General features: G+C 60.5%; 22 protein-coding genes. 1 reads left to right on the top strand and 21 read right to left on the bottom strand.

What is annotated here, in order from left to right:
- The first annotated feature begins 6 nt into the window (after nt 1-6).
- Nucleotides 7-153 carry a universal stress protein gene (locus tag N551_RS39455; protein WP_245287852.1) on the top strand — a complete coding sequence of 49 codons (147 nt, stop codon included), beginning with the start codon at nt 7-9 and terminating at the stop codon, nt 151-153.
- A gap of 189 nt (nt 154-342) precedes the next feature.
- Here N551_RS39455 and N551_RS0125840 read toward each other — a convergent pair whose 3' ends face one another.
- The 21 genes from N551_RS0125840 to N551_RS0125740 all read right to left on the bottom strand — a co-directional run bounded on the left by N551_RS0125840 (nt 343) and on the right by N551_RS0125740 (nt 26,636).
- Nucleotides 343-1,269, bottom strand: a complete 927-nt coding sequence (locus tag N551_RS0125840; protein WP_051462907.1) for an alpha/beta fold hydrolase — start codon at nt 1,267-1,269, stop codon at nt 343-345.
- 4 nt (nt 1,270-1,273) lie between these two features.
- Nucleotides 1,274-3,196 (bottom strand): acyl CoA:acetate/3-ketoacid CoA transferase, encoded by a 1,923-nt coding sequence (locus N551_RS0125835; RefSeq protein WP_027569383.1) that lies wholly within the window; start codon nt 3,194-3,196, stop codon nt 1,274-1,276.
- Nucleotides 3,196-4,317, bottom strand: coding sequence for a class III poly(R)-hydroxyalkanoic acid synthase subunit PhaC (gene phaC, locus N551_RS0125830; RefSeq protein ID WP_027569382.1), 1,122 nt, complete (start codon nt 4,315-4,317; stop codon nt 3,196-3,198). Before phaC ends, N551_RS0125835 begins: the two co-directional genes overlap by 1 nt.
- The gene (locus N551_RS0125825; protein WP_035962397.1) at nt 4,314-4,988 is read right to left on the bottom strand and encodes a poly(R)-hydroxyalkanoic acid synthase subunit PhaE; all 675 of its coding nucleotides are present in this window, start codon (nt 4,986-4,988) and stop codon (nt 4,314-4,316) included. Before N551_RS0125825 ends, phaC begins: the two co-directional genes overlap by 4 nt.
- Nucleotides 4,989-5,010: 22 nt before the next feature.
- Nucleotides 5,011-6,183, bottom strand: a complete 1,173-nt coding sequence (locus N551_RS0125820; RefSeq protein WP_027569380.1) for an iron-containing alcohol dehydrogenase — start codon at nt 6,181-6,183, stop codon at nt 5,011-5,013.
- Entirely contained in the window at nt 6,180-6,794 is a 615-nt protein-coding gene (locus tag N551_RS0125815) for an adenylate kinase (RefSeq protein WP_027569379.1), read from the bottom strand. Before N551_RS0125815 ends, N551_RS0125820 begins: the two co-directional genes overlap by 4 nt.
- Nucleotides 6,795-6,815: 21 nt before the next feature.
- A complete protein-coding gene (ppa, locus tag N551_RS0125810) occupies nt 6,816-7,343 on the bottom strand; it encodes an inorganic diphosphatase (RefSeq protein WP_027569378.1) in 528 nt (175 codons plus the stop codon).
- Nucleotides 7,340-9,310, bottom strand: a complete 1,971-nt coding sequence (gene acs, locus N551_RS0125805; protein ID WP_027569377.1) for an acetate--CoA ligase — start codon at nt 9,308-9,310, stop codon at nt 7,340-7,342. The genes ppa and acs overlap by 4 nt, the downstream gene beginning before the upstream one ends.
- Before the next feature lie 125 nt (nt 9,311-9,435).
- Nucleotides 9,436-9,804 (bottom strand): phasin family protein, encoded by a 369-nt coding sequence (locus N551_RS0125800; RefSeq protein ID WP_245287851.1) that lies wholly within the window; start codon nt 9,802-9,804, stop codon nt 9,436-9,438.
- Nucleotides 9,805-9,877: 73 nt separating this feature from the next.
- Entirely contained in the window at nt 9,878-11,536 is a 1,659-nt protein-coding gene (locus N551_RS0125795) for an acetolactate synthase large subunit (RefSeq protein WP_027569375.1), read from the bottom strand.
- 74 nt (nt 11,537-11,610) lie between these two features.
- Nucleotides 11,611-12,933 carry an MFS family transporter gene (locus N551_RS0125790; protein ID WP_035962381.1) on the bottom strand — a complete coding sequence of 441 codons (1,323 nt, stop codon included), beginning with the start codon at nt 12,931-12,933 and terminating at the stop codon, nt 11,611-11,613.
- A gap of 4 nt (nt 12,934-12,937) precedes the next feature.
- The gene (locus N551_RS0125785; RefSeq protein WP_027569373.1) at nt 12,938-13,975 is read right to left on the bottom strand and encodes an isocitrate/isopropylmalate dehydrogenase family protein; all 1,038 of its coding nucleotides are present in this window, start codon (nt 13,973-13,975) and stop codon (nt 12,938-12,940) included.
- A 62-nt stretch (nt 13,976-14,037) separates the two neighbouring features.
- On the bottom strand, nt 14,038-15,357 hold the full coding sequence (locus N551_RS0125780) for an MFS transporter (RefSeq protein ID WP_027569372.1): 1,320 nt from the start codon (nt 15,355-15,357) through the stop codon (nt 14,038-14,040).
- A 24-nt stretch (nt 15,358-15,381) separates the two neighbouring features.
- A complete protein-coding gene (gene acnA, locus N551_RS0125775; RefSeq protein WP_027569371.1) occupies nt 15,382-18,096 on the bottom strand; it encodes an aconitate hydratase AcnA in 2,715 nt (904 codons plus the stop codon).
- Nucleotides 18,097-18,146: 50 nt separating this feature from the next.
- On the bottom strand, nt 18,147-18,944 hold the full coding sequence (locus tag N551_RS0125770) for a substrate-binding domain-containing protein (RefSeq protein WP_027569370.1): 798 nt from the start codon (nt 18,942-18,944) through the stop codon (nt 18,147-18,149).
- 77 nt (nt 18,945-19,021) lie between these two features.
- Nucleotides 19,022-20,329 carry an MFS transporter gene (locus N551_RS0125765; protein ID WP_027569369.1) on the bottom strand — a complete coding sequence of 436 codons (1,308 nt, stop codon included), beginning with the start codon at nt 20,327-20,329 and terminating at the stop codon, nt 19,022-19,024.
- A 277-nt stretch (nt 20,330-20,606) separates the two neighbouring features.
- A complete protein-coding gene (locus N551_RS0125760) occupies nt 20,607-21,683 on the bottom strand; it encodes an ABC transporter substrate-binding protein (protein ID WP_027569368.1) in 1,077 nt (358 codons plus the stop codon).
- Nucleotides 21,684-21,770: 87 nt separating this feature from the next.
- A complete protein-coding gene (locus N551_RS0125755; RefSeq protein WP_027569367.1) occupies nt 21,771-23,192 on the bottom strand; it encodes a sensor histidine kinase in 1,422 nt (473 codons plus the stop codon).
- Nucleotides 23,192-23,854: a response regulator transcription factor gene (locus N551_RS0125750; protein WP_027517213.1), complete on the bottom strand. Its 663-nt coding sequence runs from the start codon at nt 23,852-23,854 to the stop codon at nt 23,192-23,194. Before N551_RS0125750 ends, N551_RS0125755 begins: the two co-directional genes overlap by 1 nt.
- A gap of 620 nt (nt 23,855-24,474) precedes the next feature.
- Nucleotides 24,475-25,896 (bottom strand): dihydropyrimidinase, encoded by a 1,422-nt coding sequence (hydA, locus tag N551_RS0125745; protein ID WP_197031207.1) that lies wholly within the window; start codon nt 25,894-25,896, stop codon nt 24,475-24,477.
- Nucleotides 25,896-26,636, bottom strand: a complete 741-nt coding sequence (locus tag N551_RS0125740; protein WP_027569365.1) for an aspartate/glutamate racemase family protein — start codon at nt 26,634-26,636, stop codon at nt 25,896-25,898. Before N551_RS0125740 ends, hydA begins: the two co-directional genes overlap by 1 nt.
- Between the last annotated feature and the right edge of the window lie 131 nt (nt 26,637-26,767).

Genomic DNA, 26,767 nt, shown 5'->3' with positions numbered 1-26,767 from the left:
CAGCGGATGCTGGTTGAGCAGATCGCGGCCATGCCGCAGTTGCAAAACATTCATTGCTATCCAATCGTGGTCGAGGGCCATCCCTTTGATGGCATACTGCGAACGGCTGCAGCGGTCGACGCGGATCTGGTTGTAATGGGAGCCCCATCGTAAGCAGTTTCTGCGCGATATCTTCACAGGCACCACAATCGAGCGTGTAATTGGTGGAGGCAACATCGCTCCTGGTGATGCGCTTGGCGCGCTCCTAGGTGTGACTTTCAGCTGCGTCTCCGGAAACTAAACCGCGCATCAGGTCAGGCGCGTCCGTGAAATAGAAGATCGAGTATGAGTTTCCGCTCACGGTCAAGTGGGGTCGTTGCGGCTCAGAAACTGCGCAAGGACCTCGATCTGGTCGTCAGCGATCAGGGCCGGCGCATGGCCGCAATCCGCAAGGGTGTGGACGCGGACATTGCGATTGCGCCGCATCATGTCCCTGAGGACGGCTTCGGGAAGCAAATCCGATTGCTGCCCGCGTATCACAAGAATGGGGAAGTCGATCGCGTCCCAGTATTTCCAGAGATCGATGCTGTAGTGCCAGGGGTTTCGAAAGGCATGGGCGATATTCGGATCGCACAGCGGCCTGAAGCAGCGCCCCTCCGCGCTCCAGATCACACTATGCGTTGTCAGATGCCGCCAGTGCGCATCCTCCAATTGCCCGAAAGGCGCCAGAACCCGCCGGTAGTAGCCTTCGGCCTGTTCGATCGTCTCAAAGGATCTTGGCGCCTCGTTGAGATTGGCACCGAGACGAAGCAATCCAGTCCAGGGCAGATAGGGTCCGATATCGTTGATGACGATGCGGCGGATCGGACTGCCCGGAAGGGCGGCCAGCACCATCCCGATCAGGCCACCGAGCGACGTGCCGACCCAGTCGATCTCCGTTGCACCGAGGCCTGCCATCAGCACTGTCATATCGCTGCAATATTGCGGCAAGGCATAGTCGCTGCTGTCCTGCAGCCGCTCGCTTTGTCCCCGGCCCGGCAAATCCGGGCAAATGACGCGCCGGCCCGCGCTGGCGAGAGCTGCGGCGAGATGATCGAAGTCCCGGCCGTTTCTCGTCAATCCGTGGACACAGAGTACCGGCCGCACCGCGGACGCCGGTCCCCAATCCGTGAATGCGATGCGATGGAAGCTGCGGCGGGTCAGCCCGCGCACCGATCCGATACGGTCGGGCGCCATCTGCCGTCCTTCAGGCCAATCCGCGGGGCGCACCTCGGTGGATTTCAGCCGCATCGGTCTATTCGACAAACCGATGAGCATCGGCCGAGGTCTCGAAGATATGCGGCGCGACGTCGCGACGTGACAACGCGTCGCCGAGCTTCAGACGCATGAATGCGCTAGTGGTGTAGCGCGATGCATGATCGTAGCAGGTCCGCTCGACCTCCGCGGCCATCGAAAACCATTTGTCCGCCATGTCGGGCGCGATGTAAGACGAATCGTAATTGACGACTGCGGAAAACCGGCGTCCGACACGATGGAAGAGCTCGAGGATCGACGCCCGGATTACCTCGACGTCGGCATCTCTATGGACCCGATAGCCGTCGAGCCCGAGGAATAGTGTGTTGCGATCAGCATCGTACGACAGCCGCTCCGCGAGAGGCCTGTTGAGCAGCCGGTCGTCGAGCTGCATCAGCGCTTCGCTGAACAGCGAAACATCCATGGATTTCGGCGCTTGGATGATGGGGCGAAAGCCCATCAGCGCGAGAATGTCGCGCTCCATGTCGAGACCCGGCGCGATCTCCGTTAGTTCGAGACCTTCCTGGGTAAGCTTGAACACGCATCGCTCGGTCACATAGAGAACGGGCTGCCTGTTGGTTGCGGCAAGCTGGCCCGAAAACGTGATCTGATCCACTTTGTCGATGAATTTCGAGGACTTGCCTTCGCTGAGGATCTTGAGCTGACCATCCACGACCGAGGTCTTGAGCCCCCCGGTGGTGAAAGTGCCTGCGAAGATCAGCCGGCGCGCATTCTGGGATATGTTGATGAAGCCGCCGGCGCCGGCCAGGCGGCCATTGAACAGGCTGACGTTGACGTCGCCGCGGCCATTGACCTGAGCCATGCCGAGACAGGCCAGATCGAGCCCGCCGCCGTCGTAGAAATCGAACATCTGGTTCTGGTCGATGATCGATTCTGCATTGATCGAAGCGCCGAAATCGAGGCCGCCTTGCGGAATACCGCCGATGATGCCGGGCTCGGCGGTCAGCGTCACGAAGTCGAATAGCTTCTCCTCGGCGGCAACCGACGCAACGCCCTCGGGCATGCCGATGCCGAGATTGACCACGCCGCCCATCGGCAATTCCAGGGCGCAGCGGCGCGCAATGATCTTGCGGTTGTCCAGCGCCATCGGAACATTGCGATCGGCCGGCGCGCGCAATTCGCCGGAGAATGCTCCGTTGTAACCGGTGGCATAGGTCTGAACATGGTTTTCGGGCTGCGCAACGACGACGCAATCGATCAGCACGCTCGGAATCTTGACATGACGCGGATTGAGCGAACCGGAGGCGGCAATGCGCTCCACCTGCGCGATGACGAATCCCTTGCAATTCTTGGCGGCCGTTGCCAGCGCCAGATTGTCGAGGGTCAACGCCTCTTTCTCCATCGAGATGTTGCCGTTGTGGTCGGCGGTGGTACCTCTGATGATCGCAACGTTGATTGGAAATGCCTTGTAGAAGAGCCATTGTTCGCCGTCGATTTCGATCAGCCGCACCAGCTCTTCGGTGGTGCGCGCATTCAGCTTTCCCCCGCCATTGGCCGGGTCGACGAAGGTGCCGAGCCCGACCTTGGAGAGAAGCCCGGCCTTGCGCCCCGCAATTTCGCGAAACAGATGCGATACGCATCCTAGCGGCAAATTATAGGCCTCGACGTGATTGTCGACCGCCATCCGGGCGAGCTTCGGAACCAGGCCGAAATGTCCGCCGACCAGGCGTTTGATCAGGCCGGGATGCGCCAGGCGGTTGAGGCCGCGATCTGCGCCGTCCCCCGGCGCCGCCGCGAACACCAGCGAAAGGTCCCGCGGCTCTCCGGTCTGCACGAAGCGCCGCTCCAGCGCCTTGATGATCTCGTCGGGCGTTCCCACGCCGACGAAGCCGGACGAGGCGACGGTGTCACCGGAACGGATGATGGCCACCGCCTCTGCGGCGTCGACGATCTTGTTGCGCATCAGGCTTCACTTCCGGGATTGGCGTCGCGGGCGACCAGCCAGTCGGCAATGCTCTGGCTCAGCTTGCCCTGCGACTTGCTGGAGACGAACAGGCCGACATGGCCGCCGGGCAGCGGAATTTCAGTGTAATCCGTGCTGCCGATCTTCGCTCCGAGCGCGCGCGAGCAGTCCGGCGGAATGATATGGTCATCCAGCGCAAAAACATTCAACACGGGAGCCGTGATCGACTTCAGATCGACCCGACGGCCGGACAGTTCAAAGCTGCCATCGACCAGGCGGTTCTCCTGGTAGAGATCCTTCAGCCACTGCTTCGCCGCTTCGCCAGGATGATGCGGACGGTCCGCGAGCCACTTTTCCATACGGAGGAAATTCATGAACTTGGCCTCGTCATCGACGACGTCGATGAGATCGACATTGTACTTCGTCAGTGAGCGCATCGGCGTCATCATCGAGAATACCGAGCTCATGAACTCGCCCGGCAGCACGCCATAGGTATCGACCAGCTTGTCGATGTCATCAGGATCGAGGCTGCGGGTCCAGAGGTTGAGGAAGCCGTGGTGCGCGGCCTTGTCCTTGACGTCGGCATGGAAGTCGATCGGGGTGATGGTGATGACGAGATTTTTCACCTTTTCCGGATGCAGAGCAGCGTAACACGTCGTAAAGACGCCGCCTTCGCAGATGCCGAGCAGCGTGATCTTGTCATGGCCGGTTTCCTGCGCGATGCGGTCGACTGCGGCATCGATGTAGTCATCGACGTAATCATCAATTTTCAGCCATCGCTCGGTTCGGCCCGGCTGGCCCCAGTCGACCAGCCAGAGATCGAGCCCTTTTGAGAGCAGGCTGCGCACCAGCGAGCGGTCAGGCTGTAAATCAGCCATGGTATACCGCCCGATCAGGCCGTAGGCTAAAAGGACGGGTGTCTTCGCGGTCGCTTCCGCCATCGATTCGTAATGGAACAGCTCGACCTTGTCGCGGCGCATGACGAGATGCTTCGGCGTGGTGCCAATGGCGACGTCTTCATCCCGCGTATTGGCGATCAGCTGTGTCGCCTTGAACATTTTCTCGGCGTTGGCCGCCATGTCGCGGGCGAAGCGCGAGGTCTGATTCTCCTGGTCGCTCATCGTGCGCCTTCGCTCTTCTGGTCACGCATCTGGCGGGTGAGCGTACGGACTTCACGGCGGAGTTCGGTCAATTGCCGCGTCACGTCGTCGAAGTCCTTGCGAGTCGGCAGGCCCAACATGGCTGACGCCGCTTCAGCCACGTCATCCTGCCGGCTCCGTAATTTGAGTCCCGCCTGGAGTAACTCTTTCTGAGCTTGCAAGAAGCCGTCGGTGCGCTGGTTACGGATCAGTTCCTCGTTGGAGATTTCGCTCCATTTGGCGAACGCCTCGCGCCACTCCGGATGCGGGGAGCCACCGCTAGCCGTTGCCGACATCGTCTCGTAGAACCGCTTCGACGCTTCAGGCCACGGAGCGGCAGCGACCGCATTGTAGCTCGCAAGCCGCTGACGCATCTCGATCCAGGCGCCAAAGGCCAACGCCATTTTCCGGTCGATGTCCCAGACGTCGGCTAGCCTCGGGCCCTGCGCCATTCGCTCGATCGCCGCCGACAATTCGTTGCCGTCGCCAAAACCACCCGGCTTTTCCGACAAACGCGCCAGCATGAACGGTGCCATCGACCCCGACCACGCCTCGACCATGCGGTTCGAGGATTCGGCCATCGTCTGCCAAAGCTTAGCCCATTCCAAGCCGGGATCGGACTCAGCGGTAGCCGATTTATCCTTCTCGCTCATGCTGCTCACTCTTTGTGCCCGCTCAGGCCGCCGCGCGGTTGCCGAAAGCCTCGGTGTAGATCGCCAGCGCATCGTCGAAGCCCAATTCCCTGGGATTGTTGACGAGAAGCCGCGTTTGCTTCATCGCGTCCTCGGCGAGCTTCTTCAGGTCGCCCCTCGCGATGCCGACATCGGCCAGCGAGGCCGGTACGTTGCAATCCCGGCAGATCGCCGCGATCGCATCGACGAACAGCCGTGCCCGCTGGCTGACGCTCATTCCTTCCGATTTGGGATCGACGATCGGCGCCAGTTCGGCGTAGAGGCTTTCTGCCTCCGGCAAATTGAAGCGCAGCACCTGGGTCAGCACCAAAGCGTTTGACAAGCCATGCGGCACATGGAACAGCGCGCCGATCGGGTAGGCCAGCGCGTGCACGGCGGCGACGGGCGAATTGGCAAAGGCCATGCCGGCCAGCATCGAACCCAGCAGCATTTGCGACCGCGCTTCGAGATTAGATCCGTCCGCACAGACCGTCCGGACATTCGCCGACAGCAGGGCGAGAGCCTGCCGCGCCAACTGGTCCGACATCGGATTCTTCCGGTGCTTGCTGGTATAGGCTTCGATCGCATGGACCATGGCGTCGATGCCGGTCGCCGCGGTGACATGCGCGGGCAGGCCGAGCGTCAGCTCCGGATCGAGGATCGCCCAGTCAGGGAGCAGGCGGGGCGCAACGACGCCCTTTTTCTCGGTCGTCGGCGTGGTGACGATCGCGATCGGGGTCACCTCCGAGCCCGTTCCGGCCGTTGTCGGCACCAGCAGCAGCGGAAGGCGTTCGCCCTTCGCAAGGCCGACGCCGTAGATATCTTCGAGGCGATCAGGCGTCTTGGCCAGATAGGCCACCAACTTCGCGGTATCGAGCGCGCTGCCGCCGCCGATCGAGGCAACCAGCTCGATGTCCTTGTCACGGCAAAGTGCGACCGCCCGCTCGATGATATGCGACGGCGGATCCGCCTCCACATCTTCGAATATTGTCAGTTCGCAGCCGCTGGCAATCAGGCCAGCCTCGGCGTTTTTGGTAAGGCCGGCATTGCGTACACCCTTGTCGGTCACCAGCAGGACACGTTTTGCCGCGTATCCCGCAACCAACTCCGCCAGCTTTTTCGATGCGCCTGCCTCGAACAGGATGTTGGGCGGCGCCTGGAAGGTAAAAGCTTTCATCTGACATCACTCCTGATCTGATCGGACGTTACTGCCGCAAGCGCCGCGGCGAGCTGTTCGGTTACGGCGTCAATCGGTTGCAAACCGTCGACGATGTTCAGCAATCCCTGCGACCGGTAGTATTCCGTGACCGGCGCGGTTTGCTCGCGATAAACGTCGAGCCGGGTCTTGAAGACCTCGGGATTATCGTCGCGGCGCACCGGCTCGCCTCGGCTTGCCGCCTCGTCGGCGCGCCCCTTGATGCGCTCGAGCAGTGCATCTTCGTCGACCTCGAGCTCAAGTACCGCGTCGAGCTTGATGCCCCGGATAGCGAGTTCCCGATCGAGCACTTTGGCCTGGGCGACCGTGCGCGGGAAGCCGTCAAGGACAAAGCCGTTTGCCGCGTCGGAATGATCGATACGATTGGCGATCACCGTTACCACGACATCGTCGGGCACAAGTTCACCTCGATCCATGATGTGCTTGACGCGTAATCCCGCAGCCGTGCCTTCCGCGACCGCCTGACGCAGCATGTCGCCGGTCGACAATTGCGGGATCGCAAATCGAGTGACGATCCTCGTCGCCTGCGTGCCCTTGCCTGCGCCTGGCGGCCCCAACAGAACCAGTCTCATATCGTTGCCCATATTTCGGTTTTAGCTCTTTGCCCGCGCGATTGCCTCGACGATCAGCCGGCGCGCTTCGGCACTGTCGCCCCATCCGATCACCTTCACCCACTTCCCCGGCTCCAGATCCTTGTAGTGCTCAAAGAAGTGCTGAATCTGCTCGATCGTGATTTGCGGCATGTCGGCGATCCCGCGGACATGATCGTAGCGCATCGTCAGTTTCGGCATCGGCACGGCGATGATCTTCTCATCCCCGCCGCCATCGTCATCCATCCTGAGCACGCCGATCGGCCGGACATTGATCACAGCGCCAGGAGCGATCGGCCGCGAGTTGGCCACAAGCACGTCGATCGGATCTCCATCGTCTGAAAGCGCGTGCGGCACGAAGCCATAATTTCCGGGATAGCGCATCGGCGTATACAGGAAGCGATCGACGAACAGCGCGCCGGCCGCCTTGTTCATTTCGTATTTGATTGGTTCACCGCCGATCGGAACCTCGATGATGACATTGATGTCTTCCGGGGGATTGTCGCCAATCGAAATCGCGCCGATATTCATTTCGGCGCCGCCTTTTGGCTATGGCGGTTTTTGATCAGATCATCGACCACGGCGGGATCGGCCAGGGTCGAGGTGTCGCCGAGCGCGCCGACTTCGTCCTCGGCGATCTTGCGCAAAATCCGACGCATGATCTTGCCAGAGCGGGTCTTGGGCAGACCCGGCGCAAACTGAATGACGTCAGGTGCGGCGATCGGGCCGATCTCCTTGCGGACCCAGGCCACCAGTTCCTTGCGCAACTGCCCGGATGGCTCCGCGTCGGCCATCAAGGTGACGTAAGCGTAGATGCCCTGCCCCTTGATGTCGTGCGGAAAACCGACAACAGCGGCTTCGGAAACTTTCTGATGGGCCACCAGCGCGCTTTCGACTTCGGCCGTCCCCATGCGATGGCCGGATACGTTGATGACGTCGTCGACGCGGCCGGTGATCCAGTAGTACCCGTCGGCATCGCGGCGGCAGTCGTCGCCAGTGAAATACTTGCCCGGATAGGTCGCGAAGTAGGTCTGCATGAAGCGCTCGTGGTCGCCATAGACCGTGCGCATCTGTCCCGGCCAGGAATCGGCAATGACGAGGTTGCCTTCGCACGCACCCGTCAGCACCGCACCATTTGCGTCCACGACCTCCGGCCTCACCCCGAAAAACGGCAGGGTCGCTGAGCCCGGTTTCAAGGCTGTCGCGCCGGGAAGCGGCGAGATCAGGATGCCACCGGTCTCGGTCTGCCACCAGGTGTCGACGATCGGGCAGCGCTGATCTCCGACAACGCGGTAATACCATTCCCAGGCTTCCGGATTGATCGGCTCGCCGACCGAGCCGAGCAACCGCAGCGATGCGCGGCTGGTCTGTTTGACCGGCTCTTCGCCAGCACCCATCAACGAACGGATCGCGGTCGGCGCGGTGTAGAAGATGTTGACCTTGTGTTTGTCGACGACCTGCCAAAAGCGCGATGTCGAGGGATAGTGCGGTATCCCCTCGAACATCAGCGTGGTCGCGCCGTTGGCCAGCGGGCCGTAGACGATGTAGCTGTTGCCGGTGACCCAGCCGACATCGGCTGTGCACCAGTAGATGTCGCCGTCGTGGTAGTCGAACACATATTGGTGCGTCATCGACGCAAAAACGAGATAGCCACCCGTGCTGTGAACGACACCCTTGGGAGCACCGGTTGAACCCGACGTGTAAAGAAGGAATAGCGGGTCCTCCGCGTTCATTTCGACCGGCGTGCAATCGGCCGCGGCCTCTGCCACCTCGTCCGCGTACCAGACGTCGCGGCCGTCGACCCAGTCGATTGCACCGCCGGTGCGCTTGACCACGATCATCGTCTTCACGATGCCGGCCACCTTCTTGACCGCGTCGTCGGCATTGACCTTCAGCGGCACCTTCCGCCCGCCGCGCAACCCCTCATCGGCAGTGATCACGACTTTGGACTGGCAGCCTTCGATACGCCCGGCGAGGGCATCCGGCGAGAACCCGCCGAACACGATGGAATGGACCGCCCCGATCCGCGCGCAGGCGAGCATAGCGTAGGCGGCTTCCGGAATCATGGGCAGGTAGATCGTGACTGTGTCGCCTTTCTTCACACCGTGACTTTTCAGGACATTCGCGAAGCGGCAGACTTGATCGTGCAACTGCGCGTAGGTGATGTGCCGAGATTCGGCGGGATCGTCGCCCTCCCAGATGATCGCGACCTGACTGGCACGCCGGGCAAGATGCCGGTCGATGCAGTTCATCGCCACATTGGTGGTGCCGTCCTCGAACCACTTGATCGAGACATTGCCGGGCGCGAAGGACGTGTTCTTCACCTTCGTGAACGGCTTGATCCAGTTGATCCGCTTGCCGTGCTCCTCCCAGAAAGCGTCCGGCGTCGATATCGACTGGGCATACATGCTGCCGTACTTCGCAGCGTCGGCATGGGCGCGCCGTGCCCAGCCGGCCGGTACGTCATGGATCAACGTATCTGACTTTTCCGTGCCCACCCTGGAGCCTCCCCGACGCACCGGATGCAATTGCCTTGAGAGGATGTTGCATCGTCCGCGCTCGGACTTCGTCTAGGCAACATCCCGTGATCAAGCGATCTAATTTCGCTTTGAGGCGACTGACCCTACTTTTTCAGGTCGACGGTCGACGGCTGGCTCATCGCACTCGCAAGCTCGCGAAACTGTGCGTTCATTTTTTCCATCTGCTCCTTGAGATGGCTTTGATAAACCGCACCCATTTCCTGCGGGTCCTTGGCCTGCAACAGCCGTTGCGCAAGGTCGAAGCCCGAAGCCACATTTTCCTCGGCGAACGCGACCGCCCTTTCGTTCATCTCCTTGGCCGCCGAATAGGTTGACCGAACGCTGGAATCGGCCTTCTCTCTCAACTTCTGGGATTCGGTTATGTATTTCGACACAGCCTCTTTCGCCTTGTCGAGCGTGGTCTGCGCCATTTCCCGCATCTTCTCGGCCTGCTCGTTGATCTGCTCACTCATTGCACTCTCCATTGCCGGCGTTTGCGATCACGCCAATTTCAGCTCAGCTCATCAATTGACCCTTGCCGACGGCTCACACGGTCGGCTCAACGACCTGTTTCAGCTTCTCGCGAAGTTCATCCACCAGCACGCGCGTATTCTCGCTGTAGTCGATCGGCACCACGACGAGGTGCACACCGCCGCCCTTGAACGCGTTTTCGAGTGTCGGAATCAATGAGTCCGTGCTTTCGACCCGCGAGCCTTTCGCGCCGTAGCTCTCGGCATATTTGACGAAATCCGGATTGCCGAACGTGAGGCCAAAATCCGGGAAACTATCGACCGCCTGCTTCCAGCGGATCATGCCGTAAGCAGAGTCTTCCAGGATAAGCACGACGAGATTCAATTTAAGGCGAACCGCGGTTTCCATTTCCTGCGAATTCATCATGAAGCCGCCGTCGCCGCAGACCGCGAGCACGCGACGTTCCGGATGCAGCATCGCCGCCATCATGGCGGATGGCAGCCCGGCGCCCATTGTCGCCAGCGCATTGTCCAGCAGCAGCGTGTTCGCCACATAGGTGCGGTAGTTGCGGGCGAACCAGATTTTGTACATTCCGTTGTCGAGCGCGACGATGCCGTCCTCAGGAATGACCTTTCGCACATCGTGCACGATGCGTTGCGGGGTCGGCGGCCAGCGATCCTCGGTATTGCGGTCGGTGATCCGCTTCAAAATGCCTTCGCGAAGCCCGAGCAACGCGCCGGCGTTGTGCAGACGACCCTCCACGCGATCCGCTAGCAGTTCCAGGCTGGGCCCTACATCGCCAACCACCTCGCATTGCGGAAAGTAAACCCGCTCCACGTTGGCAGGCGTGTAGCTGACGTGGATCACCTGGGGACCCTTCGGCCCCATGATGAACGGCGGCTTCTCGATCGTATCGTGGCCGATCGCGATGATGAGGTCGGCACGATCAACGGCCTCGTGGACGTAGTCACGTTCGCTGAGCGCCGCCGTCCCCATATAGAGATTGCCGCCCCCGGGTACGGTCCCCTTACCCATTTGCGTCGTGAAGAACGGAATTTGCGTGCGGCGGACAAAGCCGCCGATGCCCGCCGTGCTCCGCGGCCGGGATGCCGCGGCACCGAGCATGATCAATGGCCGCTTGGCCTTGAGGATCATGTCGGCGGCGCGGTCCAGCGAGGCACGATGGGCGACCGGGATCTCGATTGGATGCTGCGCCACCATCGCGACATCCTCGGATTCTTCGCCGGCGATGTCCTCCGGCAATTCGAGCAGCACCGGACCCGGGCGTTCTTCCATGGCGATCCGGAAGGCATCGCGAACGATCGTCGGAATGCTGGTCGTGCTGACAATCTGGAGCGACAGCTTGGTCAACGGCTTGAAAGCGCTAACCACATCGACAATCTGGAATTTGGCCTGCCGGCTGCTCATGATGCCCTTCTGACCCGTGAGCATGATCATCGGCATGGCGCCGAGCAGCGCGTAGGCGGCACCAGTCGTCAGGTTCAATGCGCCAGGGCCCAGGGTGGTGATGCACACGCCGGGCTTGCCGGTCAGCCTTCCATAAGTCGCGGCCATGAAGGCCGCACCCTGCTCGTGGCGTGTCAAGATCAGCTTGATCGACGAGTTGCGCAGGCTTTCCACGACATCGAGATTCTCTTCACCGGGAACGCCGAAAATTCGGTCGACGCCCTCGTTCTCGAGTGCGGCAACCAATAGATCTGACCCCTTCGGCATTAGCGCGTCTCCTTTTTCAATTCACTTCTCAGCAGACACCGTCACACGCATGGACGAAGCCCGTGCTGTTCGATTCAGATCCGGCCATCGCCTTCGAGATAGCCTCGCGTCCTCGTATCTGGCATCCAGAGCGAGGCAATGAAGGCGACGAAAGCCATCGCCGCGACGTACCAGAAGAATACCGTTTCGTATCCGGACGATTTCAGTGACAACGCAACGTATTCGGCGGTTCCGCCGAACATCGCATTTGCAATGGCGTAGGGAAGCCCGACCCCAAGCGCGCGCACCTCGGGCGGAAACAGCTCGGCCTTCACAACGCCGCTAATCGAGGTGTAGAAACATGCAATCATGAGGCCTACCATGATCAGGCCGAAGACGGCGTAGACGTTGGTCGTGCCGGACAACATCGTCAGCAGCGGCACCGCGGCGAGCGTCGCGCATCCGCTAAACAGAAGCATGTTGTTGCGGCGACCAATCCGGTCCGAGAGTGCACCGAACACCGGTTGCAGCAGCATGAAGGCGATCAGGGCGGCGGTCATGATCGAGCTGACCGTCTTGGCATCCAGCTTGACGCTGTTGACCAGGAACTTCTGCATGTAGGTCGTAAACGTATAGAAAAACAGCGATCCGCCGATCGTGAATGCTAGAACGATCAGGAGAGCGCGCTTGTGACGCCAAAGGCCGGATAGAGAACCAGCCTCCTTGCGATGCATGGTCTCGGCCGACGCCGTCTCCTGCAACGAGCGGCGAAGATACAAGGCCACAACGGCTGCGACGGCTCCGAACAGGAACGGAACTCGCCAGCCCCATTCCTTCAATTCGTCGAGCGACAATGTCTGTTGCAGAACCACGACAACGAGGAGCGCGAGAAGTTGCCCGCCGATGAGCGTGACATACTGGAAGGACGAATAGAACCCGCGGTTGCCCTTGCCGGCAATCTCGCTCATATAAGTTGCCGCCGTTCCATATTCTCCGCCGACCGACAGGCCTTGTGCCATGCGCGCAAACAGGAGCAACGCAGGCGCCGCGGCGCCGATTGTTTGGTAGGTGGGCAGCATCCCGATCATTAGCGATCCGGCGCACATCAGGAGCACAGACAGCACCATCGAATTCTTGCGCCCATGCGCGTCGGCGATCCAGCCGAACAGCCAGCCACCGAGCGGCCGCATGAAGAACCCTACGGCGAAAATGCCGGCCGTCGCCAGCAACTGGCTGGTCTGGTCGCCCGACGGGAAGAACGCGGCCGCGAAGTAGATCGAGGTAAACGCGTAGGCATAGAAGTCATACCACTCGACCAGGTTTCCCGACGAGGCAGCCACGATCGCCTTGATACGTGACAGCTTTTGCGCCGTGCTATCAGCGGGGATTGCCGGGTGCGATGCAGCAATGGCGGTCATTTGCTTACCCTCCCAATCGACGGACGATGCTTTGCGTGAAGTCGCCAGTGGACGCCTTGCCGCCCAGATCGGGCGTGCGAACGCCGTCCTTGCGCAAGACCTGATCAATTGCCGCTCTAAGACGGTTTGCGAGATCAGGCTGATCAATGTGCTCCAGCATCAGCCCGACCGCCAGCAGCAAAGCGAGCGGATTGGCGATTCCCTTGCCGGCGATATCCGGCGCCGAGCCGTGCACGGCCTCGAAGATCGCCGCATCCGGTCCGATGTTGGCACCGGGAGCCATGCCGAGGCCGCCGACCAACCCGGCGAGCTGATCGGACAGGATGTCGCCGAACAAATTGGTAGTGACGATGACGTCGAACTGCCAGGGGTTCATCATGAGCTGCATCGCCGTGGCATCGACGATGCGATCGTCCATTTTGACCCTGCCCTCGTACTTCTTCGCAACCTCGTGACCGACCTCGAGAAAGATGCCGGTCAGCGCCTTCAGGACGTTAGCCTTGTGAACGACGGTCACCTTCTTGCGACCATTCTTGAGCGCGTAGTCGAAGGCGAATTCGATGATCTTGCGCGATCCTTCGCGGGTGTTGACCCCGGTCGAAATAGCGACCGCGTGCGGATCGTCCCCGATCGGGATATAGTGTTCGAAAGCGACATAGAGCCCGCCGAGATTCTCTCGCACCAGCACGATATCGATTTCGTCGAATCGTCCTCCGGGAACCATGCTTCGAACCGGCCGCAAATTGGCGTAAAGGCCGAATTCTTCGCGCAGACGAACATTGATCGACCGGAATCCTCCCCCCACCGGCGTCGTTAGCGGGCCCTTCAGGGCGAGCTGCGTGCGTCGGATGCTGTCCAGCGTCGCCTGCGGCAGCGGATCACGGCTTGCCTCGATCGCGGCCAGGCCACCCTGTTGGATGTCCCATTCGAATGGAGAACCGAGCGCTTCGAGAATGTCGACGGCCGATTTCACGATCTCGGGGCCAATGCCATCGCCTGGAATGAGCGTAGCGGGCCGCTTCGTTTTGGATTGAGCAGGCATACCTATGTCCTCGAAGATGAGAGCCGCGGGGTTTTGTGAATGTCAGACATGCTGCCTTGCACTCAATGTACGGGGCTTGCGGCGGAGGCGGCGGGTAGCGTTTCCTGCTTGCTGATCCAAAGCACCGCGATGATCCCGGCGATTTGAAGCAAAGCCAGCGGTATCAAGGCCACGGGGAAGCTACCCGTCGCCTCCTTGATGACGCCGAGCAGCCACACCGCGCCAGAAGTGCCGATGTGCGACAGGGTATTGATGCCGGCAATTCCGGCCGCAGCAGTTGCCGGAGAGAGTGTCCCAGTCGCCAGGGCCCAGAATGGTCCCTTGATCGAATAGTTACCGATCAAGACCACGCTCAGAATAGCAAGCGTCACGGGTAATGAGCTCGTGAGCATGGTCGCAAGCAGCGCCGTTGCGCATAACGCAAGTGGTATTGCGGTGTTTTGGGCATGGGCGTTCGACCTGTCCGAATATCTTCCCCAGAAGATCATCGCGACGGAGGCGATGCCAAATGGGATGGCATTCAGGAAGCCGGTCTCCATGTTGGACATCCCGAACGATTTCACGATCTGAGGCTGCCACAACGACAACGCGTTGCTCGTGGCCGAGCTTCCCGCATAGATCAGACCTAGGATGAGCACATATTTGTTGGTCAGAATTTGCCACAGCGACATGTGGCCGACCTGCTTCGCCATCGATCGCTCGGACTGCAGGCGCGCGTCGAGCCAATTGCGCGCCTCCGGCTCGAGCCACTTTGCATCAGCGGGTTTGTTCGGAAGCCCGAAGAACGAGACCAGGCCGAGCAGGACCGCCGGAATGGCTTCAACGATGAAAAGCCACTGCCAACCACGCAGACCCAGCAAGCCATCCATCGCCAACAACGCGCCGGATATCGGCGACCCCAGAAAGCTCGATAGCGGTATAGCCACCATGAAAACCGCAACGATCCGTGCGCGATAAGCCGCCGGAAACCAGAAGGTCAGATACAGGATCACACCAGGAAAGAACCCGGCCTCCGCTGCACCCAACAAAAAGCGGCTCAGATAAAAAGTAATCGGCCCTACCGCAAAAGCGGAGAGAATACCGACTATCCCCCATGTGATCATAATACGCGCGATCCAGATCCGCGCGCCAACTTTCTGCATCGCCAGATTGCTGGGTACCTCGAAAATAATGTAGGCGATATAGAACAGCGCCCCGCCCGCCCCGAAGGCAGCCTGCGTCAGCCCCAGATCCTTGTTCATTTGCAGGGCCGCAAACCCGGCATTGACGCGGTCGACGTATGAAATGAAATAGCAAAGCATGAAAAACGGAAGCAGGCGCCAAGTAATGCGGCGCATGGTTTCCGCTTCGATCCTCGGTAGCGGCGCGGAAGTCGTTGGCATGGCGTCCTCGTTTCGGGTTGACGATCAGGCAGCCAGTTGGCGTAGGACGTATTGAAGAATTCCGCCGTTGCGGAAATATTCGAGCTCGTCGAGCGTATCGATGCGGCAGGTCAAAGGAACGACGATCTTGCTCACGCCATCGGACCCGCGGATCTCGATCGCGAGCTTCTGGCGCGGCAGCAGGCCGCTCTCGATTCCGCGCAGGGTCACGATCTCGTCGCCTTTCAATCCGACCGACCGCCAGGACGTACCCTCCTCGAACACCAGCGGCATCACGCCCATGCCAACGAGGTTGGACCGGTGAATGCGCTCAAAACTTTCGGCAACAACGGCGCGAATACCAAGAAGGTTGGTGCCCTTGGCCGCCCAATCGCGCGACGAACCGGTGCCGTATTCCTTGCCTGCGAACACCACCAGCGGCACCTTGTCGGCCTGGTAACGCATGGCGGCGTCGTAAATCGACATCCGCTGGCCGCTCGGCTGGTGAATGGTGTAGCCGCCCTCGACCACCTTGCCGGCTTCGTCCTTCACCGTTTGGTTCTTGATGCGGATGTTGGCGAAGGTGCCCCGCATCATCACTTCATGGTTGCCGCGGCGGGTGCCGTACTGATTGAAGTCGACGACGCGGATCTGATGGTCGCGTAGATAGCGCCCGGCGGGACTGCTTTCCTTGATCGAACCCGCGGGCGAGATGTGATCGGTGGTGATCGAATCCAGGAACATGCCGAGAATGCGCGCATTGATGACGTCGGTCGGCGGCGTCGGGTCGCTGGTCATCCCGACGAAGCATGGTGGGTTCTGGACATAGGTCGAAACCTGGTCCCACTCGTAGGTTTGCCCCTCGGAGACGCCGATATTCTTCCAATTGGTATCGCCGCTGAAGACGTCCGAATAGCGCGCCTTGAACATCTCGCTGCCTATCGTGCGATCGATGCAATCCTGCACATCCTTGCTCGAAGGCCAGATATCCCGCAGATATACCGGCTTTCCGTCGCTGCCCAAGCCGAGCGGCTCCTTCACCAGATCCAATGCCATCGATCCGGCGAGCGCATAGGCGACGACCAGCGGCGGCGACGCCAGATAGTTCGCCCGGACGTCCGGATTGACCCGCCCCTCGAAGTTGCGATTGCCGGAGAGAACCGCGACCGCCACGAGGTTGTTGCCCGAGATGGTGTCGGAGATTTCTTGCTGGAGCGGGCCGGAATTGCCGATGCAGGTCGTGCAGCCGAAACCGACCAGATTGAAGCCGAGCCTGTCGAGATCGGCTTGAAGACCCGATTTCCTGAAGTACTCTTCGACGATCTGCGAACCCGGCGCGAGCGAGGTCTTGACCCACGGCTTTGTCTTCAGCCCTTTGGCGACGGCATTGCGCGCCAGCAATCCTGCCGCGAGCATGACGCTGGGGTTCGAGGTGTTCGTGCATGACGTGATGGCGGCGATCACCACGTCGCCGTGACCGAGATCGAAGTTTGCGCCTTCAACACAATGCCGGCTGCCGGTCTGCGCGAGTTGCTGGAACTCCTGATCCATGGCGCCGAGGAAGGCGATTTTTGCGGTGTCGAGCGTCACGCGATCCTGTGGCCGCTTTGGTCCGGCGATCGACGGCACGACATCGGTCATGTCGAGTTGCAGGGTGTCCGTGAACACCGGATCCGGGGTATCGGCGGAGCGCCACATGCCCTGGGCTTCGGCATAGGCCTTGACCAGCGCGACGCGCGCGAGATCACGGCCGGTGGTGGTCAGATAATCGATTGTTCGCTGATCGATCGGGAAGAAGCCGCAGGTCGCGCCATATTCCGGCGCCATATTCGCGATGGTCGCACGGTTCGCCACCGTCATGTCGTCGAGCCCCGGGCCGTAGAACTCGACGAATTTGCCGACCACACCGCGCTTGCGCAGCATCTGCGTCACCGTCAACACGAGATCGGTCGCCGTGACGCCCTCCTTGAGCCGGCCGGTGAGCTTGAAACCGACGACTTGCGGCAGCAGCATCGAAATTTGCTGGCCGAGCATAACAGCCTCGGCCTCGATTCCGCCGACGCCCCATCCGAGCACGGCCAGGCCGTTGACCATCGTGGTGTGGGAATCCGTGCCGACGAGCGTATCGGGATAGGCCAGGTCATTCCCGCCGTCTTCAGCCCGGCCGATCCAGATCGTCTGAGCCAAGTATTCCAGATTGACCTGATGGCAGATACCGGTCCCCGGAGGGACCACCCGGAAATTCGAAAATGCGCCCTGTCCCCATTTCAGAAAGCGATATCGCTCACCGTTGCGCTGGTATTCGAGCTCGACGTTCCTGGCCAGTGTCTGACCATTGCCGAAAGCATCGACGATGACGGAGTGATCGATGACGAGATCCACAGGTATCAGCGGATTGATCTTTTGTGGATCGCCGCCGAGGGATTTCATAGCGCCCCGCATCGCGGCAAGATCGACCACGGCCGGAACGCCGGTGAAATCCTGCATCAGCACCCGGGCCGGCCTGAAGGCGATTTCCTTCTCGGCCGAGCCCTTGTCTTGGCTCCACAGCGCGGCATGCCCGATGTCAGCCTTGCTCGTGCTGCGGCCGTCTTCGTTGCGCAGCATGTTCTCGATGATGACTTTCAGGGAGAATGGCAGTCTCGAGACGCTGGGAAGGCCATTCTTTTCCGCCGCGGCAAGCGAATAGTAGGCGTAGGTCTTTGCACCGACGACAAGTGTCTGGCGTGCGCCGAAGCTGTTGAGATACTGCTTCACAATCGAGTCCCCCTTCGCTGGAATCGTCCGCCTCCCGCAGATCTGAAGCCGGTCTATTTCTCCGATGCTGCAAAGGGATCGAGACCCGCTTTTTTCAGGGCCGGAGCGGCTGCAGCTGAAGCGAGGAAGGCAATGAGAGCCCGTCCGGCTTCCGGCTGACTGGCACTGGAGGTTATGCCTGCAGAAAAGATCGTGATTTTCTGGACGTCTGCCGGGAGCGGCCCGACAAGGTCGGCACCAGCGATCGGCAGAAGTTCACTGATCTGCTGAAAGCAGAGTTCGGCGTCACCGCGTGCAACAACACTCGCGACCGGCTCCGCGGGAATCATTTTGGCTTTGTCCTTCATCTCGGCGGCAATCCCGAGACGCTTGAACAGCTCGGTGCCTACATAGACGCCGCTGGCGCTATCGGAGTATGCAACTGACTTCGCGTTCAACAGTGCCTGCTTCAATGCGTCAGGCGTACCGATATCAGGCTTTGGAGTCCCGGCGCGTACAGCGATCCCGATCGGCGAGCGTACTAGGTCGACGCGGCTGGTTCTGACCGCCCTGCCCTGCTCGATCATCTCGCCAAGCGCATCGCCGACCATGATGAGCACGTCCGCCGCCTCGCCGCGCGCCAGTCGCACGGGGATGGCGTTCTCCGTCGTTCCCATCGAAGGGCCATAGGCCGTGACAACCGTGTTTCCCGTCGCGCGCTCGAATTGCGGTACGAGTTCCTTGTAAGGTGTCGCCAAGCCTCCCGAGATCATGACCCTGACCTCGGACGCCCCGGCTAGTCCCGCCGCGGCCGTCAAAACAATCAGCAAGCTCAGCGCAACTAGCCTGCGCACGACGATCGTCACGCTCATCGGCAATTTCCTTCGATGCAATTATTCGGGGACTGTGCTTGCTCGATGATGGTCGACGTCATCGAGCACTTTGGTGGTCACGTCCCTATCACCGTCTCGGCCGAACTGGCCCCGGATAGCGCGCGTCGTTCCTGCGGCTTGTAAACGAGGTACGTCCCGGCCAGACCACAGAGTGCTGCCGCGCTCATCCAATATCCCGGCGACGCATTGTCACCAGTGGCAGCGATCAGCCAGGTGCAGATCGCTGCCGTAAACCCGCCGAACGTCGTTGCCAGACTATATGCGAGGGAGAATCCCGACGTTCGTACACCCACCGGCATGACTTCGGTCAATGCGACGATCATCGCGCCGTTGTAGCTGGCGTAGATGAAAGACAACCAAAGCAGGACCGTCAACATTTTCGGGAACGTCGGGCCTGCGGCTAACCAGGAAAGCGCGGGATATGCAGTCAGAAATGCCAAAGTCGAAAAGGCGATGAGGATCGGCCGACGACCAATCCGATCGGACAACGAGCCCATGATGGGAAGCCAGATGAAGTTGGATATTCCCACGCAAATCGTCACGATCAGGCCATCGGCCGCGGTCAGCTTGAGGACCGATTTGCCGAATGTCGGTGTGTAGACGGTAATGAGGTAGAAAGACACCGTGGTCATGATCACCATCATCATCCCGGCAAGAACAATGCTCCAGTTTGCGAGGATGGAGCGATAGATCTCGCGAGGTGTCGGATGATGCTTCCGCGCCAAGAATTCATCGGTTTCCTGCAGCGAGCGTCGAATGACGAATACGAAAGGAACGATCAGGCAGCCGATGAAAAACGGAATGCGCCAGCCCCAATCGTCAAGCTGCGCCGGTGCAAGCCAAGCATTCAGAGCGAAACCCAGCGAGGCCGAGACGATGATCGCGACCTGTTGACTCGCCGATTGCCAGCTGGCGTAAAAACCTTTCTTTCCCGGCGTGGCCATTTCCGAGAGATAGACGGAAACACCACCAAGCTCGACGCCGGCCGAGAAACCCTGCAGCAGGCGTCCAATCAAGACGAGAATCGGGGCCAAGATGCCAATGGTCGCGTAACTTGGCACGAACGCGATGAGCACCGTCCCGGCAGCCATGATGGACAATGTAACGATCAGGCCTTGGCGCCGGCCGATCCGATCCACGTAGGCTCCGAGGATGATGGCGCCGAGCGGACGCATCAGAAAGCCTGCGCCAAACGCGACAAAGGTCAGCAGCAGTGACGCGTATTCATTTTCGAGCGGGAAGAATGCCTTGGCGATGTACGATGCGTAGACGCCCGACAGAAAGAAATCGAACATCTCAAGAAAGTTGCCACTGGTGACGCGGAGCACCATGCCAAGCTTCGACTGTCCGGTGGTAGCCGTCATGCCGTCCTCCCATTTATCGTTTGTGATTCTTTGTCTTGTTCACCCGTCAGGCAGGTGTTGCAAACTTGATCGCGGCCGGATTGACCGATGCGCAAGGCGCTATCATTCAAGCTAGGCTGCCTCACCGTATATCAGCTGCCTGTCATCAACCTGTCGCTGATGCACCCTGCAGGAGAATCTGGTCGGAGTCGGAGTGAAGACGGTGCGCTTGGCGAGCCGGCAGATATGGGGGGGTCTCTCGGATGTTATTCCGTTTGAAATCCAAATCCGTGGATTTCTATCGATCCTGCAATGCGCGGCGCCACTCTTTGAGAAAGCTCGCTCGTTTCGACTGATCGAGATAGGTGAGCAATTCTGCACCAATATGGATTGGTTTGACGGCGTTGCTGCGATCCGCAGGTATGACACCTTCTGCGCCGAGGCCGAGGCGCACAGGACCGACCGATCGGGCCAGGAGAAACTTCTGACCGCGTTCCGAAAGCAAGTAATCGAGGAACAGTTTCGCGGATTCTGGGTGCGGCGCGGTGACCGGTATGAAGGCTATGCGCGACATCAACGTGATGTAGTCGGCAGGAAACACTATTCCGATTGAGGCATCTTCCTTGGCCCGTTCGATCGCGTAAGACCCTATCATATTGTAGGCAATCAAATGTTCGCCGGATGAAATTCGATCAAGCACCGTTCCGGTGGTCGAGTAGAGCTTGATACCGGCGCCGCCGAAGGCACGGACCAAATCCCAGGTTGTCCTCGTGATTCCGGCATCGCGCGTGATGAACAGGAATCCGGTCCCGCTCTGCTCCGGGTCATAGGTTGCGATCTTGCCCTGATAGGTGTCAGGCTTTCGGCTTAGAAGGCTCTTCAGATCAGCGCGGGTTCGGGGAACGTCAGACTCCGCAACGAGGTTCTTGTTATAAACAATGACAATCGGTTCCGCCGTGATCGCGTAGGCTTCGTCTTTCCAGATTGCCCAATCCGGGATATGCGCAATTTCCTTCGACACATAGGGTTGGGCATAGCCGTCATTGACGAGCTTGATCTGCAGATCCATCGCGGAACTCCAGACAATGTCTCCGGGTGCTGCGCTGGAGGTCGAGGGATCCACGACTTGATTGTAGATCTCGTTGGAATTGATCTTTGTATGGTCGATCTCGATGTCCGGATGACTTGCCCGGAAATCGGCAAGCAAGTCGGCGACGTCCGCGTCCTGGGTCGTCGATACGATGTTGAGTTGCTCTCGAGCTCCGGCGATAGCGGATGCTTGCCCCTTGAGAGGGCCGAGCTGCACCTGCTCCGACCTGGCAGGCCATGCGAGCAAGACTCCAACGCACAAGGCCAAGGCTTTGGCAGCCCCCATCGGGACGTTTCCTCATCGATAATCCGCTTTGCGGACTTCAGTTTGTTCGGGACTGCAGCCACTTCTACAGCAGCGCACAATCCGGCCTCAACTTGAGCTTTCACCATCACGCTTGGCAAGAGGAAAGCTCACTGAAACCCGCAGGCCCCGGCCTTCCGGGCCAGGTGCAAGCACGATTTGAGCCCCGAGACGGTCCGACAACGCTTTCACGATTGCCAGGCCAAGGCCGCTTCCCTCAGGGCCGTTCGCCATCGGAATCCGATAAAAGCGTTCGAAGACACGGGCCAGATGGGCCTCCGGAATTCCCGGACCGGTATCCTCGACTTCAATTCGCGCGGTCGTGGTGTCAACAACCGCGCGAACCAGGACCAACCCGCCGGGTCGGTTGTAGCGGATGGCATTGTCGATCAGGTTTGCCAGCAACTCGCCAATCAGGACGGTATTGCCGGCGATAATCGCGGGACCGTCAAATCGATCGAACTGGACGTCGATATCGCGCGCGAAAGCCTGTGGAGCACGCTCCGACAGGACATTGAAGGCGACCTCGTTCAGGTCAACGTTCTCCGCGGCCGGTTGCGCAATGTTCTGCTCGTCGGCCCGAGCCAGTGTCACAAGTTGCCCGAGCAGCCGTTCAAGGCGGTTGATGGCGTTATCCACCTCGTTGAGGGCAGATTGGCCCGCCGGCGTCTCCGACCCCAGGCGTCGCACCAGATCGAGATGCGTCCGCAATATCGCCAATGGCGTTCGCATCTGATGCGAGGCATCGGCGGTGAACCGGCGCACTAGTCCAATGGCCAGATCCAGCCGCTGTAGCAGGGAATTTACCGCGAGCGCCGGTGCTAAAGCTTCCTGCGGCACCCGGGAAAGGTCGAGCGGACTGAGATTTGGACCGCCCTGAATACCGCGCGCATCGATTTCCTGCTTGAGTTCGCCAAGCGGCCTCAGGCCTCGATCGACTGCGTACCAGCCCAGGCAAGCGATGAGGCTAATCAACCCGGCCTCGAGCATCGCCAGTCCGATCAGCATTTCACGTTCGACGACGCGGCGCGCCTGCACCGTTTCGGCCACTGCGACGAGGACCAGCCCTGGCCTGCCGTAGACCTGCCGCGCCTGCGCGCCGATACGAACCGTCTTGCCGCGATACGCACCATCGCGATGGCCGGTTTCGCCAGCCTTCAATCGATCGAAGCCGGCCAATGGAAGATCCTTGTACCCGGTGATCAATTCGCCGAGGTAAGTCACGCTGTAGTAAATGCTATCGTGCGACTGGCTTTCCAGCATGCCGAGCGCAACCTGCGGCAAGTCGACGGTCAGTTCGCCATCTTCCACGCCGACACGTTCGGCGATGGCGAGAACCGACCCATCGAGCAACCGGTCATGGACCGTCTGGACAACGCGCTGGATCAGCAACATACCGCCGATTCCAAGCACGATCGCCAATACAATGGCGGGCGCCACCAGATTGGTGAGGAGCGTTCGCCTCAACGACGGCCGCCAGGTGGCGATCACTATACCTCCAGCAGATACCCTAGCCCGCGGACGGTGCGGATCCGCGGCCCGTCGGGACCGAGTTTCTGGCGAACGCGACCAACATAGAGTTCCGCCGCGTTCGGCGCTACCGCCTCGTCGAAGCCAAATACCTCCGCGATCAGACGCTCCTTGGACACGACTTTGCCGGCGCGGGTCATCAGCACTTCCAACACGGCAAACTCGCGCCGGCGCAACTCAAGCGGCCGGCCGCTCAGCGTAATCGTGCCCGCGGCGCGGTCGTACGCGAGCGGGCCACAGATCAAGGTCGGATTGGGCAGCCCTTGCCCCCTTCTCACGAGCGCACGGACGCGGGCATCAAACTCGGCGATATCAAACGGCTTGGAGAGGTAATCGTCGGCGCCGAGATCGAGCCCGCTGACCTTGTCGCCGACCGTATAACGGGCAGTCAGAATCATGACCGGAACGGTTGACCCCGCCTGCCGTATCTTGTGCAGGACTCCGAAACCTGACACGTTCGGCAAGTTGATGTCCAGGATGATGAGGCTGTAGGGTTCAAGCAACGCGGTCTGCGCCGCCGAAGCCCCGTCAGACTCGATATCGACGGCGAACCCGGACAGCTTGAGCCGCTCGGCAAGGCCCCTCGCCATGGCGGCATCGTCCTCGACAATCAGAATCCTCACTGAACAAGCCCTTGCGTTCGCACCACCCGTGCGAGGGAGACGTCACCGTGAGGCTAGAAGGACAGTATCGAAAGATCAAATCGGAGCTTCCTCGCGGATACGAGGTCCTAGCGCAGACAGAAATCACTCGCGCGCGGCCTGTATTGCCCTTGACCAGCGATGTCGACGCAGTCTTGGTTCCAAACACAAACAACTCGAGCGCAAATTCCGCCCTGCTCCCTTTCGAGAGCCCTTTGCGCGATTCAGATCGAGGTCGCTCAAATGGCGTTCGGACTTTCCAGAATTTTCCCAGTCCACGCATCGTGCACACGTCGCTCTCTAACCAATTGGAAAACCTAAACTCTCGCTCCAATCCATGCTGGCCCCTACAGCAACCGAGGCCCAACCAGATCCAATTAGAGACGGTCTCTCCAACTAAGGACAGCAACTGCGATTCGAGGATCACGTCAAGGACGTCGCCTTTGGGCGGGCGGCCGGCCACCTTGTCCGAATTGAGCGGTTAGTTTTGCCGCATTCGAAGGCTGGATACGAACATGTGACCGGTATGATCTTTCGGACTTGAGACGGCCATCGCCCCCGCGCACGAGCGGCACAGTTGAGCAGCAACGTGTTGAGCCCGATCAGATCAGGCTCGACCTGCCGCGGCTGAGAATGTCGCCTGCGCCTTTGTCGCCGACGATCCTGCCGTGCTCGTACACCACCCGGCCGCGGGCGATCGTCGTTACCGGCCATCCCATGACGTCGAACCCTTCCCATGGCGTGTAGTCCGAGCCGTGATGCAGATCGGCCTGCCGAATAGGTTTCTTCAATTTGGGGTCCCACAGCACGATATCCGCATCGAAGCCGACACCGATCGAGCCCTTGCGCGGATAGAGGCCGTAGATGCGTGCATGGTTGGTCGCGGTCAGCTCGACGAATTTCTGCAGGCTGATCCGTCCCTTCGACACGCCTTCGGAGAACAGAATCGGCAGCCGGGTCTCGACACCCGGAATGCCGTTCGGCACCCAGCGGAACGAGGTGCGGCCGTTCGGCGTCAGCTTGCCCCTGGCATCGTCGTAACGGAACGGGCAGTGATCGGACGAGAAAGTCTGGAACACGCCTGACGTGATGCCTTCCCAGATCGCCTGCTGGCTTTCGGTATCGCGCGGCGGCGGCGAGCAGACATATTTCGCGCCCGTGATGTCCATGTTGAGGCCCTTCATGTCGTCGGCCGTCAGCGTGATGTATTGCGGGCAGGTCTCGGCATGCACGGGCAATCCGCGCTGCTGGGCCCAGCGCACCTGCTCCATCGCCTCGCGCCCGGAGACGTGCACGATCATGATGGGAACGCCGATCACCTCGGCGTGACTGATGGCGCGATGCGTGGCTTCGCGCTCGACCGCCTGTGGCCGCGACACGCCGTGATAATACGGCGCGATATGGCCCTCGCGTTCCAGCCTGTTGGTCAGGAAGCGGATGGCGTCGTAACCTTCGCAATGAACCATCACCAGCGCTTCCTCGCGGCGCGCGACCTCAAAGACCTCAAGCAGCTGCTTGTCGCTGAGCACGAGGTCGTCATAGGTCATGAACACCTTGAACGAGGTGTAGCCGTCCTTGACCAGCGCCGGTAGTTCCTGCCCGAGCACGACCGCGGTCGGATCGGAGATGATGAGATGGAACGCCGTGTCGATATAGCACTCGCCTTCGGCAAGCTTGCGGTAGTTCTCGACGCAGGTCCGCAGCGACGTGCCTTTCTCCTGAAGCGCAAACGGGAGGACCATGGTGTTGCCGCCGGCGGCTGCCGAACGGGTCGCTGAGGCGAAGTCGTCGGCCATCACCACGTCGGGGCCGGAGGCCTGAGAGATGTGGACGTGGCTGTCGATCCCGCCGGGCAGCGCCAGCAGACCTGTTGCGTCGATCTCGCGGGCAGCACCCTCGAGATGATCAGCAATACTGACGATGCGGCCGTCGCGAATGCCGATATCGGCGCGAAACTCGTCGCTAGCCGTCACGATGGTGCCGCCGCGAATGGCGAGATCGAACTGCGTCACGGGAGTCTCCATCACTTGATGACCGCCGATGTCTGGAAGATCCGGCCCCAATCGACAAGAGCCCCGATGTCGCCACCCGCGAGTTCCAGGGTTCGCCATAGCGTAACCGCTACCGAATCGAGCACCGCGACTTTCAATTCCCGTTCGAGCGAGTCCGCCAGCGCGGCGCCGTCGAGGTTGGTGCAGAGGATGACGACAGCATCGGCGCCGTCAGCCGCCACAGCGCGGATCATGCCAGCAATCGTCGCAGGCGCGACCTCGCCGAACGAGAAATTGTCGCGCAGGCCGAGGTGCCGCTCCGTGTGCGGGGCGATCCCCTCCTCGGCCCAGACGTCACCGATCCGCCGCTGCACGTCATCGGTATAGGGCGATACGAGACCGACGCGCTTGGCGCCGAGCGCACGGGCGGCATCGATGCAGGCAAGCGTCGACGTTGTCGCAGGCACGCCTGTGCGCGCCGTGATTGCCGCGCAAAGACTCCGGTCTCGGCTGATGCCGAGCCAGCTTGAGGACGTACCGTTCCAGGCGATGGCATCGACTTTCGCATCGGCCAGCAGGTCCGCCGCTGGCAGCATCACCGAGGCGTCGAACTGGTTCAGAGCGGCGGCATCAAGTGCAATCTCGGTGACGCGGAAGCGTGAGAAATGGGCGGTGACGCCATCAACATCGGCGAGCATCGCCGCGGTAACGGGCTCGAGTACCGAATTGGAGGAGGGCGTGATCATGCCGAGACGTTTGCGCATAATTGACATAGATCGCAGTCGCTCCGTTGCGGCGAAAGCGCTCCTCCGCTTCCTCAAAAGATCATCCGCGTCCGCATCCGTCCACGCAACCCGCAATCTGCATGCTGCATACAATTTATTCGATATGCATGTGTTTTGAG

The sequence above is a fragment of the Bradyrhizobium sp. URHA0013 genome, from assembly GCF_000518345.1.
Classification (GTDB): Bacteria; Pseudomonadota; Alphaproteobacteria; order Rhizobiales; family Xanthobacteraceae; genus Bradyrhizobium.
This window is presented reverse-complemented; position numbering and strand designations above follow the sequence as displayed.

Excerpts from the sequence above, each read along its gene's own strand:
- N551_RS0125815 (WP_027569379.1), bottom strand. The coding sequence starts at position 6,794 with ATGAGACTGGTTCTGTTGGGGCCGCCAGGCGCAGGCAAGGGCACGCAG.
- N551_RS0125820 (WP_027569380.1), bottom strand. The coding sequence starts at position 6,183 with ATGAAAGCTTTTACCTTCCAGGCGCCGCCCAACATCCTGTTCGAGGCA.
- N551_RS0125785 (WP_027569373.1), bottom strand. The coding sequence starts at position 13,975 with ATGCCTGCTCAATCCAAAACGAAGCGGCCCGCTACGCTCATTCCAGGC.
- N551_RS0125765 (WP_027569369.1), bottom strand. The coding sequence starts at position 20,329 with ATGACGGCTACCACCGGACAGTCGAAGCTTGGCATGGTGCTCCGCGTC.
- N551_RS0125790 (WP_035962381.1), bottom strand. The coding sequence starts at position 12,933 with ATGACCGCCATTGCTGCATCGCACCCGGCAATCCCCGCTGATAGCACG.
- N551_RS0125795 (WP_027569375.1), bottom strand. The coding sequence starts at position 11,536 with ATGCCGAAGGGGTCAGATCTATTGGTTGCCGCACTCGAGAACGAGGGC.
- N551_RS0125770 (WP_027569370.1), bottom strand. The coding sequence starts at position 18,944 with ATGAGCGTGACGATCGTCGTGCGCAGGCTAGTTGCGCTGAGCTTGCTG.
- hydA (WP_197031207.1), bottom strand. The coding sequence starts at position 25,896 with ATGGAGACTCCCGTGACGCAGTTCGATCTCGCCATTCGCGGCGGCACC.
- N551_RS39455 (WP_245287852.1), top strand. The coding sequence starts at position 7 with ATGCTGGTTGAGCAGATCGCGGCCATGCCGCAGTTGCAAAACATTCAT.
- ppa (WP_027569378.1), bottom strand. The coding sequence starts at position 7,343 with ATGAATATCGGCGCGATTTCGATTGGCGACAATCCCCCGGAAGACATC.
- N551_RS0125800 (WP_245287851.1), bottom strand. The coding sequence starts at position 9,804 with ATGAGTGAGCAGATCAACGAGCAGGCCGAGAAGATGCGGGAAATGGCG.
- N551_RS0125825 (WP_035962397.1), bottom strand. The coding sequence starts at position 4,988 with ATGAGCGAGAAGGATAAATCGGCTACCGCTGAGTCCGATCCCGGCTTG.
- N551_RS0125740 (WP_027569365.1), bottom strand. The coding sequence starts at position 26,636 with ATGTCAATTATGCGCAAACGTCTCGGCATGATCACGCCCTCCTCCAAT.
- N551_RS0125760 (WP_027569368.1), bottom strand. The coding sequence starts at position 21,683 with ATGGGGGCTGCCAAAGCCTTGGCCTTGTGCGTTGGAGTCTTGCTCGCA.
- phaC (WP_027569382.1), bottom strand. The coding sequence starts at position 4,317 with ATGAGCGACCAGGAGAATCAGACCTCGCGCTTCGCCCGCGACATGGCG.
- N551_RS0125780 (WP_027569372.1), bottom strand. The coding sequence starts at position 15,357 with ATGCCAACGACTTCCGCGCCGCTACCGAGGATCGAAGCGGAAACCATG.
- N551_RS0125840 (WP_051462907.1), bottom strand. The coding sequence starts at position 1,269 with ATGCGGCTGAAATCCACCGAGGTGCGCCCCGCGGATTGGCCTGAAGGA.
- N551_RS0125835 (WP_027569383.1), bottom strand. The coding sequence starts at position 3,196 with ATGCGCAACAAGATCGTCGACGCCGCAGAGGCGGTGGCCATCATCCGT.